This window comes from Rhodococcus sp. Leaf278 (genome assembly GCF_001426085.1).
GTDB lineage: Bacteria > Actinomycetota > Actinomycetes > Mycobacteriales > Mycobacteriaceae > Rhodococcoides.
Genome location: NZ_LMRR01000012.1, coordinates 398,359 through 412,606, shown reverse-complemented (window position 1 = coordinate 412,606; position 14,248 = coordinate 398,359). Strand labels below are relative to the sequence as shown.

Sequence of the window (14,248 nt, the reverse complement as noted above, 5' to 3'; positions counted from 1 at the left end):
CCGCCCCCGCTACGTCCGCCGAGCCGCGGTACTTTTCGCGAGCGCCGAAACGATCGGATAACCGACCAGAATGCCGAGCGAACCCCACGCGATTCCGCCGAGTTCGACCGAACCGACCGACAGCGTGAGGTCGCCGATACCCGCGACCAGTGCCGCGGCAACGACGATCAGGTTGACCGGATCTGCGAAGTCCACCTTGGCGTCGGTCCAGATGCGAACGCCCAGCAGCCCGATGAGTCCGTACAGAACCAGTGTTGCCCCGCCGATGACCCCATCGGGAACGGTGAAGATGAGGGCGCCGAACTTCGGCGAGAACGCGAGCACGATCGCGGTGAAGGCCGCGACCCAGTACGCGGCCGTGGAGTAGACGCGGGTGGCGGCCATGACCCCGATGTTCTCCGCGTACGTGGTGGTACCCGAGCCGCCGGCGGCACCGGCCAGGGTGGTCGCCAACCCGTCGGCGATCAGCGCGTCACCGGCCACATCGTCGAGGTTCTTTCCGGTCATCGCCGCGACGGCTTTCACGTGTCCGACGTTCTCGGCCACGAGGACGATCACCACCGGCAATGCCACCAGGATCACCGACAGCTCGAACGACGGTCCACGAAACTCGGGCAAGCCGATCCAGCTCGCGGCGCTCAAGGCATCCAGGCGTAGTTGCGAAATTCCCCCGGTGACGGCCGCAAAGACCCAGCCGACCACGACGCCGAGCAGAATCCCGAGCCGACCCAGCAGTCCGGGCCCCACGGCTGTGGCCAGCAGAATGGCAACCAGCGTCACGGCAGCGATCAAGGGCTGCGCCTCGAACGACGTCGTTGCGGCGGGAGCCAGATTGAGCCCGATCAACACGACCACTGCGCCGGTCACCACCGGCGGCATCGCGGCGTCCAGCACTCGCCGACCGGCGAACTTGACCACGAAGCCGATGGCCGCAAGCACGACACCGACACACAGCACGGCGCCGAGTTGCGCGGCCGGGCCGCTGGCCTGGGTGGCACCGAGTGGAGCCAGGAATGCGAAGGACGAACCCAGGTAGCTGGGCACGCGGCCTCTGGTGATGACGAGAAACAGCACCGTTCCGATGCCCGAGAACAACAGCGTCGTGGAGACCGGGAAGCCGGTGATCGTCGGAACGAGCAGCGTTGCACCGAACATGGCGACGACGTGCTGCATCCCGATACCGATGGTGCGCGGCCACGACAGCCGCTCGTCCGGTGCCACCACCGCCCCGGCCTCGACGGTTCTTCCGTTTCCGTGCAGCGTCCAACCCAGATTTCTCATGATGGGAAAAGACTATTGCGTCAGCCGAGGATCGCGCTCACTGCCTCTCGGGCGGCGGCAGTGCTGTCGGTCTTCAGCGCAGCCGCAGCTGCGGCCTTGCACTGATCGAGCGTCACCGTGGCCAGCTTGGAACCCACGTGCGCGACGGCCGCCGACGCAGCAGACAGGGAGGTGATGCCGAGTCCGACCAGCACGCAGGCCAGTAGCGGATCGGCCGCGGCCTCGCCGCAGACTCCGACCGGCTTACCGGCCTTGGCACCGGCGGCAGCAGTGTGCGCTACCAGAGCCAATACCGCAGGCTGCCACGGATCGGTCAGACCGGCGAGCTGAGCAGACATGCGGTCTGCGGCCATCGTGTACTGAGCCAGATCGTTGGTGCCGATGGACAGAAAGTCCACGTGCTCGAGGATGTGTTCGGCGAGCAGTGCCGCAGCGGGCACCTCGATCATCACGCCGGGCGTCAGCCCACGCTCACGAACGTCGGCGGCGAAGTCCTTCGCTTCCTGCGCGGTCGCGATCATCGGGGCCATCACCCACGGGGAGGAGTCGGTCGCCTTCGCGGCGGCGGCGATCCCGTCGAGCTGGCGATACAGAATCCCGCGGTCGGCTTCGGCGATGCGGATGCCACGAATGCCCAGGGCCGGGTTGGCCTCGTCGGGATGGGTGGCGAACCTCAGCGGCTTGTCCGAACCGGCGTCGAGGGTGCGCACGACGACCTTCTTGCCCTCGAAGGCGTCGAGCACCTGGGCGTAGATCTCGGCCTGCTCGTCGACAGTGGGTTCGGAATCGCGATCCAGGAAGCACAGTTCGGTGCGGAACAGACCGACACCGTCCGCCGCACTCGATCGCGCCGCACGGGCACCGGCCCCGTCCTGCACATTGGCGAGGATGTCGACCGCGTGCCCGTCGGCAGTCCTGCCGGGGCCGACCCACTGCGACACTCTGTCGAGTTCGTCGCGGGCGGAGACCACCGCAGAGCGGGCCGCGTCGGCGTCGGGTTCGAGGTCGATGCGGCCGCTGGTTCCGTCGACAGATGCGTTCGTGCCTGCTGCGACGTCGTCGAGGCCTGCCACGGCGACGATGCACGGGATACCGAGCTGGCGGGCAATGATCGCGGTGTGGCTGGTCGGACCCCCGAGTGAGGTCGCAAGTCCGACGATCAGGGTGGGGTCGAGGCCCGCGGTGTCGGCCGGAGCCAGGTCATCGGCGAACAGGATCGACGGCTCGGCCGGGACGGGAACACCGGGCTCCGGAACACCCAGGATCTCGGCGATCACGCGGTCGCGGATGTCGCGTAGGTCGGTCACTCGCTCGGCCATCAGACCGCCGAGCTGGGTGAACATGGCGGCGAACTTCTCGGTGGCCGCGGCCGTCGCAGTGACGGCGGAACTGCCCTTGGCGATCGCGGAGCGAGCGGCACCGAGCCATCCGCGATCGGTCGCCATTGCAGCATTTGCCGACAGAACCTCCGACGCCGCTCCCGTCGCGAGCTCCGCACGACCGCGCAGTCGAGCGGCGACGGCATTCGCTGCGGCATCGAACACGGCCTTCTCGGACTCCCGATCGGCCTCGGCCACCTCGCCGGTGTCGGCCGGAATGGACGGACGGGCACCGGGGCGAATGACGGGACCGTATCCGACACCGGGCACCACGGGCGTCCCGCGCAGTGTCGTCTCCGCTGCTCCGGTTCCGGCAGCATCGACTGTCGTGTCTGCGTGTCCGGTCGACGCGGTGCTAACCGATCCCGTCATGTGGTCCTCCTCGAATCCTGCGTGAACAAAAGGTCTTCGTACTGTTCGGCGAGCTGTGGCGAACTCAATTGCTTACCTGTGTTGTGACCGAGATTACTCCAAAGCCTTGACATGTCAACACACACGGGCGTAAAACAACATAAAGCAACATCAACCGGGAAGGAGACGCAGGTGTACGCCGAAGAACGACAGCACGCGATTGCCGAACTGATCAGTACGCACGGCCGCGTCTCCGTCAACGATCTTTCTGCCACGTACGGCGTCACCACCGAAACCGTGCGACGCGACCTCGCCACTCTCGACCGCATGGGAGTCGTGCGCCGCGTCCACGGTGGAGCAGTACCCGCGTCCACACTGACCACACTCGAGCCCGGAGTCTCCGAGCGCGAATTCACTCGGGCAGACCAGAAGGACGCAATCGCAGCCGCGGCATTGTCCTTCCTGCCGCCGGTGGGCGGCAGCGCCGTGTTCGACGCCGGCACCACCACGGGCCGGCTGGCGGGGCTACTACCCCACGATCGCGAGCTGACGCTCGTGACAAACTCGGTGCCGATTGCCGCTCGGGCCGCAACCATGCCGAGCATCAATCTTCGTCTGCTCGGCGGACGCGTACGCGGAACCACTCAGGCGGCCGTCGGCGACGAAGCCTTGCGAGCCCTCGAATGGCTGCGGGTGGACGTCGCGTTCATCGGCACCAACGCCATCAGCGTCGGGCACGGACTGTCCACCCCGGACAGTGACGAGGCCGCAGTCAAGCGCGCGATGGTCGACGCCGCAAATCATGTTGTCGTACTGGCAGATTCGTCGAAAATCGGCCGCGAGCACCTAGTGAGTTTCGCCCGAGTGGAGTCCATCGACGTCATCGTCACCGACAGCGACATCACGCACATCGACCGTAAAAATCTCAGCGACAAAGGAATCGAGGTGGTGATCGCATGATGGTCACTCTCACGGCCAACCCGAGTATGGACCGCACGGTCACACTCGACGCACCGCTCGTCCGCGGTGGCGTGCACCGGGCATCGACGTCGGCCACCGACCCGGGCGGTAAGGGCGTCAACGTCGCTCGTGTCCTCGGCGGCTCCGGAGTCGAGGCGTTGGCGGTTCTCCCGGCAAACGTCGGCGACCCACTGCTCGACGCGATGGACGCGAAAGGAGTGCAGTACTCTGCGGTTCCGACGTCGGGGCCCGCCCGAACCAACATCACGGTCAGCGAAATAGGTGGTACCACCACCAAGATCAACGAGCCGGGGGCCACGGTGTCGGAGCAGACCCGCACCGAGCTGCGTCAGCGGATCCTCTCGCTCGCAACGAACGCCGAATGGGTCGTACTGTCGGGTTCCCTCCCGCCCGGACTGCCCGTCGACTGGTACGCCGAGCTCGTGGTTGCACTGCGGGCCACCTCTGCGAAGGTCGCCGTCGACACGTCCGACGAACCCCTGCTTGCTCTCGCAGCAGCGTTTCCGGCGTCGGCACCGGACCTCATCAAACCCAATTCCGAGGAGCTGGCCCAACTGACCGGGTACGATTCCGAGGAGCTGGAAAGTGCTGCAGCACAGGGTGACCCCACTGCGGCAATCGCCGCCAGCTCGATCCTTCTCGGCCGAGGCGTCGGCGCAGTGCTGGCCACGCTCGGCAGCGCCGGAGCCGTATTGGTGACCCCCGTCGGTGCCTGGTACGCCAGCCCGCCCCCGATCACCGCAGTCAGTACGGTCGGTGCAGGTGATTCCTCGCTCGCCGGCTACATCCTCGCCGATGCCGAAAACTGCTCCGACGCAGACAAACTTCGCCGCGCCGTCGCCTACGGAACGGCCGCCACCGCACTTCCAGGCACCACGCTTCCCTTGCCCGAGCAGACCCACCCGACATCGGTGACGGTTCGCGCGCTCGACATCTCCACGTCCGTCACCCCGTCCACGCTCTCCCCTTCTTCGAACCGTATCTAGGAGCCCTCACATGTCCAGCCCCACCGAAGATCAGCCGATCATCGCCGAGGATCTGATCCTCCTCGACGCCGATCTGGGCGAATCCAAAGCTGCCGTCATCGAACGCCTGGCAGGCGTCCTGGCAGCTGCGGGTCGCGCAACCGACACCGACGCCCTGCGCGACGCAGCACTCGCTCGCGAAGCACAGTCGGCCACCGGCCTGCCCGGCGGCATCGCCATTCCGCACTGCCGTTCGGAGTCGGTGACGAGCGCGTCGCTCGGCTTCGCTCGCCTGAACCCCAAGGTCGATTTCGGGGCCCCCGACGGCCCCGCAGATCTGGTGTTCCTGATCGCTGCTCCGGCCGGTGCCGGTTCGGCACACATGAAACTGCTCTCTAGCCTGGCGCGAGCACTGGTGAAGCCGGAGTTCGTCACTTCGCTGCGCAACGCGTCCTCGGCAGCAGAGATCGTCTCGCTCGTCGACGGTGTCATCAACCCCGCAGCAAAGCCCGCCGTAGCGGCTACGGCAGCAACGGCTTCGGCAGCTACGGTGTCCACCGCCAAGCACAGCGCGGCCGCCACCCCGGCAGAGGCGTCGGCCCCGAAGCACATCGTCGCGGTTACGGCGTGCCCCACCGGAATTGCGCACACCTACATGGCTGCCGATTCTCTCGTTGCAGCCGGCGAGCGTGCCGGAGTCACCGTGCACGTCGAGACCCAAGGATCGAGCGGCAGCACGCCGTTGGACCCCGCAATCATCGCCGGTGCCGAGGCCGTCATCTTCGCCACCGATGTGGGTGTCAAGGGCCGCGAGCGATTCGCCGGTAAGCCCGTCATCTCCTCCGGCGTCAAGCGCGCCATCAACGAACCCGACGTCATGCTCACCGAAGCCCTGCGCGCAGCGCTGAACCCGGACGCGGCTCGCGTCGGCGGCACGGCGGTTGCGGCGGGTTCGAATGACTCCGCCGGCGAACTCGGCTGGGGCACTCGCATTCGGCAGATCCTGCTGACCGGCGTCAGCTACATGATTCCGTTCGTTGCTGCAGGTGGCCTCCTGATTGCTCTCGGCTTCCTACTCGGTGGCTACGAGATCAAGGATGTCGCCGAAGACATCGTCGTGAACAACTCGCTCACCGCCCTGCCGGACGGCGGCATCCTCGCCTACCTCGGTGCCGTCCTGTTCCAGATCGGCGCACTCTCGTTCAGCTTCCTGGTCCCGGCGCTCGCGGGCTACATCTCGTACGCCATCGCGGACAGACCAGGTCTGGCTCCAGGTTTCACCGCAGGTGCAGTGGCGGTACTCGTCGGTGCCGGCTTCATCGGCGGTCTCGTCGGTGGTCTCATCGCAGGCTTCGTCGCACTGTGGATCAGCAAGTGGAAGATCCCCGCGGTGCTTCGTGGTCTGATGCCCGTCGTCATCATCCCGCTGTTCGCCACACTCATCGTCGGCGCCATCATGTTCCTGCTGCTCGGTAAGCCACTCGCCGCCATCACCAGCGGACTGACGAACTGGCTCAACGGCCTCAGCGGCTCCTCGGTGATCATCCTCGGCATCATTCTCGGCCTGATGATGTGCTTCGACCTCGGCGGACCGGTCAACAAGGCGGCCTACGCATTCGCAACTGCAGGTCTGTCGGTCACCGACACCGCCTCACTGCGCATCATGGCCGCTGTCATGGCTGCCGGTATGGTCCCGCCCCTGGCCATGGCACTCGCCTCGACCGTTCGCTCGCGTCTGTTCACCGAGGCCGAGCGTGAGAACGGCAAGGCTGCATGGTTCCTCGGCGCAGCATTCATCTCCGAGGGCGCAATTCCGTTCGCTGCGGCCGATCCACTCCGCGTCATCCCCTCGATGATGGCCGGTGGCGCAGTCACCGGTGCCATGATCATGGGCTTCAACGTCACGCTCAGTGCGCCCCACGGCGGAATCTTCGTGTTCTTCGCCATCGGAAACTTGATCTGGTTCATCGTGTCTCTGGCCGTCGGCACCATCGTCTCGGCGTTCCTGGTGGTCTCGGCCAAGCAGTTCATCAAGGGTAAGAACGCCCCGACCGAGGCCGAAATCGATCCGGCACTCGCCACCGTCTGACACTCGCTACGATCGCAACGAACCCACTACGAAGGAGCAGCACATGCCCAGCACCACAGTCGCCGTCGGATCCTCGATCGGTCTGCACGCTCGTCCCGCAGCACTGATCGCCGACGCCGTCGCCGAAGCAGGCGTGGACGTCACCCTCGCAGTGGCCGATTCGGAGCCGGTGGACGCAGGTTCGGCCCTGATGATCATGACGCTCGGAGCCACCAAGGGCACCGAAGTCACCGTCACCAGTGACGACCAGGCAGCCCTCGACAAGGTGGTCGCACTCGTCGAAGCCGATCTGGACGCCTGAAGCTCGACTTCTAACGCGAGCGCATCGATCGCCGGACGGTGAATCCCACCGCTCCGGCGATCAGCACCACCCCGGCAGCGACGGCCGCTCGGAATCCCCATTCCGAGTCCGTCGCTGCCGGCGTATCCGAGGACCGATCTGCGCTCGGTGTCGGCGATACCGACTCCCGCGCAGCGGGTTCGGGGCCAGCAAGCTCGACGAACTGTGCATCGGGAAGGCGAAGGATCGGTGGCAGCGTTCCGTCCGTCGGACCGAATCCCGCTTCCGATCCCAGGAGCAGACTTCCGTCGTCCAGGAACGTCAGTGCCTCGCCCTGTGGTTGATCGGGTAGCGCGACCACTGCACGTGGCGCGTTCGGGTCCACCAACGCGGACGCGATGTCGCCGTCGGACGGATCAAACAGGTACGCATCGGTATACGTGCGCACCGCGGCGACGGTGCCGTCGGCGCTCACCGCTCCCCCGGTCGCCAGAATCGATCCGACCACGAACGGTGGACCACCGACAGTCCCGGTAGCGGAGAACGCCATGTCGCCGACCTTGCGGAGGGCCGTCGGTCCCGGACTGCTCAGTTCGGTGACGGATTCGTCGCCGGTCGGTACGTACACCCCGCTGACGCCCGAGAGTTCCTTGGTGACGATCACCGGTCGGCCGCCGGGTTCGATCAACACCGTCTCGGCATCGTGCGCACCGTCGGGGTAGGTGAGCCGGTGCAGTTCACCCACGCCTGTCGTCGGGTTCATTCGCGTCAATGCCACTGTGTCGCGGCGCATCTGGTTGTCGCCGATGTCGGCCAACCACAGCGAGCCGTCGTACGCGGTCATGTCCTCGACGTCGTACGGGTCGACGGGTACATCGATCCACCGATCCACAGCACAGTTCGCGTCGAGCACCGCGACCCGATCGTCGGCTCCGCTGTCTCCGATCGCGTAGAGGACACCGTCGATCGACGTCAGCCCGGAGAGTTCCGCGAGCCCGGGATCAGTGGGAAGACAGTACGTTTCCGGGCCGATCGGAGCAGCGAACGCCGTTCCGGAGAACGTGGTGGCAAACACAGCAGCACTACCTACCACCAACCACGACCGCATCGACGTCAGGCGCTGGGGACGACAGCCGTGAACTCGACGAGCGCAGCTGCCAGAGACTGCGGCACCCGAGCTTCGACGCGAGTGCCGTCCTCCTCGTGCGTGGACTGCACGATTCGACCGTCGGTGTGGATCCGCGCAACCAGATCGCCGCGGGTGTACGGCACGAGGACGTCCACCAGTACGTCGGGCTCGGAGAGAATCTCGCCGAGGTGATCGCGCAGTGCGTCGATACCCTCACCGGTCTTGGCCGAGACGAACCGTGCGCCGTCGAGCAGGCCGCGCAACTGCGTGAGCTGCACGGGGTCGGCAGCGTCGATCTTGTTGACGACCAACAATTCCGGCGGCATCTTCGCATCCTGCTCGCGAACCACGTCGGTGATCACTTCACGGACGGCCTTGATCTGATCGAGCGGGAGCGGATCCGATCCGTCGACCACGTGCAGCAGCAGATCGGCGTCGGTGACCTCCTCGAGCGTCGAGCGGAAGGCCTCGACCAATTGAGTCGGGAGATGCCGAACGAAGCCGACGGTATCGGTCAGCACGATCGCGCGGCCATCCTCGAGAGTCGACTTACGCGTCGTGGGATCGAGGGTGGCGAACAGCGCATTCTGAACCAGCACACCGGAACCGGTCAACGCGTTGAGCAGACTCGATTTGCCCGCGTTGGTATAACCGACGATCGCGATGGACGGCACCGTGCCGCTCAGCCGCTGTTCCCGTTTGGTGTCGCGGGCCTGCTTCATCCCCTTGATCTCGCGGCGCAGCTTGGCCATTCGCTCACGGATACGTCGGCGGTCGGTTTCGATCTTCGTTTCGCCCGGTCCGCGCAGACCGACACCGCCGTTGCTGCCCGCGCGTCCACCGGCCTGACGCGACATCGATTCACCCCAGCCGCGAAGCCTGGGCAACATGTACTCCATCTGCGCGAACGCGACCTGCGCCTTGCCTTCTCGCGACGTGGCATGCTGAGCGAAGATGTCGAGGATCAATGCGGTCCGGTCGATGACCTTGACCTTGACGACCTTCTCCAGCGCATTGAGCTGAGCGGGGGTCAGTTCGCCGTCGCAGATCACCGTGTCGGCTCCGGTGGCGAGAACGATGTCACGGACCTCTTTTGCCTTACCGGAACCGATGTACGTCGCAGCGTCGGGCTTGTCGCGTCGTTGCATCAACGCTTCGAGTACCTCCGAGCCTGCCGTCTCGGCCAGCGCCGCAAGTTCGGTCATGCTGGACTCCGCCTGCGCGGCCGTACCGGTGGTCCACACTCCGACCAGCACGACACGTTCGAGGCGCAACTGTCGATACTCGACCTCGGTGACGTCGGTGAGCTCGGTGGACAGTCCGGCCACTCGTCGTAGGGCCGTACGTTCTTCGAGCTGCATGTCGCCCGAGGACGGAGAGTCGTCGTCGTTGAGCGGAGAACGGGCCAGCCGCCTCGACCATGCGTCGGACTCTTCGCGGGTCCATGCAGATGCGGTGTCGGGTGAACCGTCGGCATTCTCGTCGATCGGTTCGCCCGCAGGTGATGTTTCATGTGAGTTCGTCATACATCTCCCATGATCCACGAAAAGCCCAGCGTGTGCACGCGGGTTTCGGCTCCAGCCACACAGAGACCGGCGGAGACGTCAGTTCTGGGCCTCGAACCATCGGTCGTCGATCTCGCCGCGGGCGAGCAGGACCGAGGGTCCGCGGAGGGTCGCACCGACATGGTCGATGTTCACGCGAACCCGGCCCCCCAGTACGCCGACGCTCACCTCACCGGTCTCGAGGCCCTCGTAGGACAGAGCCGCTGCGGCTGCTGCCACCGTCCCGGTGCCACACGACCGAGTCTCGCCGACGCCACGTTCGAACACCCGCATCTCGACGCCGCCGTCGTCCAGCCTGGTCAGCAGCTCCACGTTCGCACCGCGGGGAAAGAACTCGGAGTCCAGCGTGGGCGGTACGGTCAAATCCAACGCGCCCAGAGTCGCACGGGTCAGTGTGCCGTCGACGCAGGCCAGATGCGGGTTGCCGACATCGATCCCGACGCCCTCGTACGAGCCACCCGCAATGGTCACCGAACTCGAGCCCATCAACGTGACATCGCCCATCGCGACGGTGACATCGGCGTCGGTGTCGTCGAACGAGTGCACCGTCACCGCGCGGGCACCGGCCCGCGAACCCACCACGAACTGATCGCGATGTTCGAGGTCGTGTACGCGCAGATAGTGGGCGAACACGCGAACACCGTTGCCGCACATCTCGGCTATCGTGCCGTCGCCGTTGCGATAGTCCATGAACCAGTCGTCGGGCTCGACACCCGACGGAAGTCGATCGAGCACACCCGCATCTCGAAGCACACCGGCTCTGGACACGCGCAGAATGCCATCGGCACCGATGCCCTGGCGTCGATCGCACAACGCCGCGACCGCCGACCTGGTGAGTTGGAGCTCGGCTGACGGATCCGGCAGTACGACGAAGTCGTTCTGGGTTCCATGGCCTTTGGCGAATTCCATGGTGCCGAGTCTACGGGGGGTCGATGACAGCCAGGGCGTCCGAGGTCAACGTAGGCGATGCGCCGTCGAGCCAGCGCACCCGGTCGTCGCGGCGGAACCAGGAACGCTGCCGTCGCACGTAACGCCTGGTACCGATGAACGTGCGCTCGCAGGCATGCTCGATGTCGTAGTCCCCCGCCAACACCTCGAGAGCCTGCGCGTACCCGATCGCCCGCGACGCCGTGACCCCGTCACGCAATCCGAGCTCGAGCAGACCTTCCACCTCGTCGAGCAGTCCGGTGTCGAACATCAGTCGGGTGCGGGTATCGATTCGCTCGTCCAGTTCGGCAGTGTCGCGATCGACCCCCACTATGATTGTGCCCCAACGTGGTTCACCGATCCTGGGTGCCGACGCAGCGAACGGTTTCCCGGTCAGCTCCACCACCTCCAGCGCGCGGACCATACGACGACCGTCGGTGGGCAGAATGGACGCCGCGGCCTCGGGATCGGCCGCCGTCAGCGCGCGATGGATCTCCTCGACCCCGTCGCGTTCGAGCACGTCTTCCCATTTCTTGCGGACGACCGGATCCGTGGCCGGAAAGGCCCACTCGTCGAGCAGCGACTGCACGTACATCATCGATCCGCCGACAATGATCGGTCGCCGACCTCGAGATCGGATGTCGTCGACGTCCGACACGGCAGCGGCCTGGTAGCGCGCAACGGTCGCGATATCGGTGACCTCGAGCACATCCAATTGGTGGTGCGGTATGCCGCGACGCTCAGCCATCGGAAGTTTCGCGGTCCCGATGTCCATCCCCCGGTACTGCTGCATCGCGTCGATGTTGACGACCTCGCCGCTCAGTGTCTCGGCCAGATCCAGTGCCAGATCGGACTTGCCCGTGGCCGTCGGTCCGATCACCGCGATCGGGGTCGTGGCCGGGTCGTACGAGCCGGGTTCCTCAGCCACGGGACCACGTTCCGACGTAGTACCCGACTCCGAAGGGAGCCCGGCGATACAGCTCGTTACCTGCGATGATGTCCGGGCCGACCGCAGCCGCCAGTACCTGCCATGCCGCCCGTCCGCTTACGCCGACCGCCGCGCACAGGTCCGCGTCGAGGTTCGCCAGCGAATCGACGTCGGCCGCGGCGAGGGCGTCGTCGATCCCTTGCTGAACCGCTTCGGCCCGCTCGTCGAACGAGCCCGGCGCCTTCGCCGTCAGCGTGTTCGCGCCGTCTGCCAGCACCAGAATGCCCCAGCTCTCGGAGGACGCGTCGAGTTCGCGCCGCAGCTCCGCACCGAGTGTCGCGCACCACTGGGCACTCGCGTCCGCGGGGACCGTCCGGACCTCGACCGCAGAGCCGGGATCGCTCGTTCCGCGCAACCAACCGGCGATCAGGACGGACAACGGCAGTTCCGGGTCCGGCACAGTCGACGACGGTCGATCGGACAGTCGCACCACGACGTCGACGCCGAAGCCGCGAAACGTACCGACCGTGGTCGCGTCGTACGTTCCTTCGGTCCGATCGACACCGATCGACATCCACCGGTCGACCTTCGACGTCAGCTGCGTTACCGCCTCGACCGCGGCGGCACGAAGATCGGCCGTCTCGGCAGCACTGGAGCCCGTCAGTTCGGGGACGAGCAACGGTGGGGAGGGCACCAGGGCCGCGGCACGAAACACGGACACCACGCTAGTCGGTGGCTCGACTTGGGCGGACGAGTCCACCTCGAGTCGTCTGAGCTGTTTCAATGGTCCGATCGGTCGTCACCTAGTTCAATGGTGTCCAGATCGCGAGTGAAGGCAGCCGTGACGCGCGGCAGAGATGAGGAACAATGACCGACCCGAATGCCGGCACGCCCACCGAGGCCACATCCTCGGATGCACCTGCCCCGACCCCCGGTGCCGCCCAGCCCGGCACCTCGACAGCCGGTAGCGGCCCCAAGCCAGGCGGAGGCCCCAAGCCAGGCGGAGGCCCCAAGCCAGGCGGAGGGCCGAAACCCGGTGGCGGACCCAGGCCCGGCGGTCCCGGTGCCGGTTCTCCTCGTCCCGGCGGTTCCGCCGCGGCCAAGCCCCACCCGGCGTCCTCGCACGTCGCCACTGTGGTCCCCGCGGTGGCCCCGGCAAGCGATCCCAGCAAGTTCGGCCGAGTCGACGAGGACGGCACCGCGTGGGTGACGACCGCTGACGGCGAGCGACAGATCGGTTCCTGGCAGGCAGGCGATGCAACCGAGGGCCTCGCACATTTCGGTCGGCGCTACGACGACCTGGCCACGGAGGTGGCTCTGCTCGAGGCTCGATTGACCTCTGGCACCGGTGATGCCAAGAAGACGAAGGCCGCTGCCGCCGCACTGTTGGAGAGTCTGCCGACCGCGGCCGTCATCGGCGACCTCGACCTGCTCGCTCGACGACTCGACGCCGTCATCGAGCACTCCGACGCCGCAGCGGCCGTGGCCAAGCACGAGAAAGAACTCGAACGAGCAGAGCACACGGCTCGCAAGGAGGCACTGGCAACCGAGGCCGAGCAGATCGGCGGCGAATCGACGCAGTGGAAGCAGGCCGGAGATCGGCTACGAGAAATTCTGGACGAGTGGAAGACGATTCGCGGGGTCGACCGCAAGATCGACGATGCCCTGTGGAAGCGCTACTCCAAGGCTCGGGAGAACTTCAACCGCCGCCGCGGCGCGCACTTCGCCGATCTCGATCGCGAGCGAGGGGCCGCGAAAGTCCGTAAGGAAGAATTGGTCGAGCGCGCCAAGGCGTTGTCCTCGTCGACGGACTGGGGTCCCACGGCGGCCGCGTTCCGCGATCTCCTGGTGGAGTGGAAAGCATCCGGTCGTGCTCCACGCGATGCCGACGATGCGCTGTGGAAGAACTTCAAGGCCGCCCAGGACGTGTTCTTCGCTGCCCGCAACGCTGCGGCGTCCGAGCGGGATGCCGAGTTCGAGTCCAACGCCGAAGCCAAGGAAGCCCTGCTGGCGAAGACTCACATCGATCCGAGCAAGGATCTCGATGCTGCCCGTTCGGCACTGCGCGATCTGCAGGACAAGTGGGATGCCATCGGCAAGGTTCCGCGCGAGAAGATGCAGGAACTCGAGGGCAAACTGAGGGCGATCGAGAAGTCCGTCCACGACGCAGTGGAGTCGCAGTGGCGTCGTTCCGACCCGGAAGCCGTCGCCCGCGCTGCTCAGTTCCGCGAACGGGTGGCCCAGTTCGAGGACCAGGCGGCGAAGGCAACCGCAGCAGGGAAGACGAAGGACGCCGAGCGTGCGCTGGCCCAGGCCCAGCAGTGGCGTGAGTGGGCCGACGCGGCCGAGAGCGCCGTCGACGAGTTGTGAGTC

General features: G+C 66.3%; 12 protein-coding genes. 5 read left to right on the top strand and 7 right to left on the bottom strand.

Features of this window, described 5'->3' with window-relative positions; genetic code table 11:
- Window positions 1-9 precede the first annotated feature (9 nt).
- Window positions 10-1,281 (bottom strand): uracil-xanthine permease family protein, encoded by a 1,272-nt coding sequence (locus ASG84_RS14675; RefSeq protein ID WP_200936586.1) that lies wholly within the window; start codon window positions 1,279-1,281, stop codon window positions 10-12.
- 20 nt (window positions 1,282-1,301) lie between these two features.
- Window positions 1,302-3,032 carry a phosphoenolpyruvate--protein phosphotransferase gene (gene ptsP / locus ASG84_RS14670; protein ID WP_235581665.1) on the bottom strand — a complete coding sequence of 577 codons (1,731 nt, stop codon included), beginning with the start codon at window positions 3,030-3,032 and terminating at the stop codon, window positions 1,302-1,304.
- Window positions 3,033-3,203: 171 nt separating this feature from the next.
- On the opposite strand from ptsP, the gene ASG84_RS14665 reads away from it, so the two are divergent.
- The 4 genes from ASG84_RS14665 to ASG84_RS14650 are packed head-to-tail and all read left to right on the top strand — an operon-like array spanning window position 3,204 to window position 7,347.
- Entirely contained in the window at window positions 3,204-3,971 is a 768-nt protein-coding gene (locus tag ASG84_RS14665) for a DeoR/GlpR family DNA-binding transcription regulator (protein WP_057477719.1), read from the top strand.
- Window positions 3,968-4,978, top strand: coding sequence for a 1-phosphofructokinase family hexose kinase (locus tag ASG84_RS14660; RefSeq protein WP_057477718.1), 1,011 nt, complete (start codon window positions 3,968-3,970; stop codon window positions 4,976-4,978). The genes ASG84_RS14665 and ASG84_RS14660 overlap by 4 nt, the downstream gene beginning before the upstream one ends.
- 10 nt (window positions 4,979-4,988) lie before the next feature.
- A complete protein-coding gene (locus ASG84_RS14655; RefSeq protein ID WP_057477717.1) occupies window positions 4,989-7,046 on the top strand; it encodes a PTS fructose transporter subunit IIABC in 2,058 nt (685 codons plus the stop codon).
- Window positions 7,047-7,089: 43 nt separating this feature from the next.
- Entirely contained in the window at window positions 7,090-7,347 is a 258-nt protein-coding gene (locus ASG84_RS14650; protein WP_032377711.1) for an HPr family phosphocarrier protein, read from the top strand.
- A 10-nt stretch (window positions 7,348-7,357) separates the two neighbouring features.
- Here the strand turns inward: ASG84_RS14650 and ASG84_RS14645 are convergent, their stop codons facing one another.
- From ASG84_RS14645 to ASG84_RS14625, 5 genes are all read right to left on the bottom strand, one after another.
- Entirely contained in the window at window positions 7,358-8,401 is a 1,044-nt protein-coding gene (locus ASG84_RS14645) for a hypothetical protein (RefSeq protein ID WP_327213070.1), read from the bottom strand.
- 38 nt (window positions 8,402-8,439) lie between these two features.
- Window positions 8,440-9,981 (bottom strand): GTPase HflX, encoded by a 1,542-nt coding sequence (gene hflX / locus ASG84_RS14640; RefSeq protein ID WP_235581664.1) that lies wholly within the window; start codon window positions 9,979-9,981, stop codon window positions 8,440-8,442.
- Between the two features lie 78 nt (window positions 9,982-10,059).
- Complete coding sequence (gene dapF / locus ASG84_RS14635; protein WP_057477715.1) at window positions 10,060-10,929, bottom strand: diaminopimelate epimerase; 870 nt, start codon at window positions 10,927-10,929, stop codon at window positions 10,060-10,062.
- A 10-nt stretch (window positions 10,930-10,939) separates the two neighbouring features.
- Window positions 10,940-11,875, bottom strand: coding sequence for a tRNA (adenosine(37)-N6)-dimethylallyltransferase MiaA (gene miaA / locus ASG84_RS14630; RefSeq protein ID WP_057477714.1), 936 nt, complete (start codon window positions 11,873-11,875; stop codon window positions 10,940-10,942).
- On the bottom strand, window positions 11,868-12,590 hold the full coding sequence (locus tag ASG84_RS14625; RefSeq protein WP_057477807.1) for a class III extradiol dioxygenase subunit B-like domain-containing protein: 723 nt from the start codon (window positions 12,588-12,590) through the stop codon (window positions 11,868-11,870). The genes miaA and ASG84_RS14625 overlap by 8 nt, the downstream gene beginning before the upstream one ends.
- A gap of 152 nt (window positions 12,591-12,742) precedes the next feature.
- Between ASG84_RS14625 and ASG84_RS14620 the strand changes: the two genes are divergently transcribed.
- Window positions 12,743-14,245 carry a DUF349 domain-containing protein gene (locus ASG84_RS14620; RefSeq protein ID WP_057477713.1) on the top strand — a complete coding sequence of 501 codons (1,503 nt, stop codon included), beginning with the start codon at window positions 12,743-12,745 and terminating at the stop codon, window positions 14,243-14,245.
- The last annotated feature ends 3 nt before the right edge of the window (window positions 14,246-14,248 follow it).

Bases quoted from the DNA above. Each gene is read 5' to 3' on its own strand.
- ASG84_RS14675 (WP_200936586.1), bottom strand. From the start codon at position 1,281: ATGAGAAATCTGGGTTGGACGCTGCACGGAAACGGAAGAACCGTCGAG.
- ptsP (WP_235581665.1), bottom strand. From the start codon at position 3,032: ATGACGGGATCGGTTAGCACCGCGTCGACCGGACACGCAGACACGACA.
- ASG84_RS14660 (WP_057477718.1), top strand. From the start codon at position 3,968: ATGATGGTCACTCTCACGGCCAACCCGAGTATGGACCGCACGGTCACA.
- ASG84_RS14655 (WP_057477717.1), top strand. From the start codon at position 4,989: ATGTCCAGCCCCACCGAAGATCAGCCGATCATCGCCGAGGATCTGATC.
- ASG84_RS14650 (WP_032377711.1), top strand. From the start codon at position 7,090: ATGCCCAGCACCACAGTCGCCGTCGGATCCTCGATCGGTCTGCACGCT.
- hflX (WP_235581664.1), bottom strand. From the start codon at position 9,981: ATGACGAACTCACATGAAACATCACCTGCGGGCGAACCGATCGACGAG.
- dapF (WP_057477715.1), bottom strand. From the start codon at position 10,929: ATGGAATTCGCCAAAGGCCATGGAACCCAGAACGACTTCGTCGTACTG.
- ASG84_RS14620 (WP_057477713.1), top strand. From the start codon at position 12,743: ATGACCGACCCGAATGCCGGCACGCCCACCGAGGCCACATCCTCGGAT.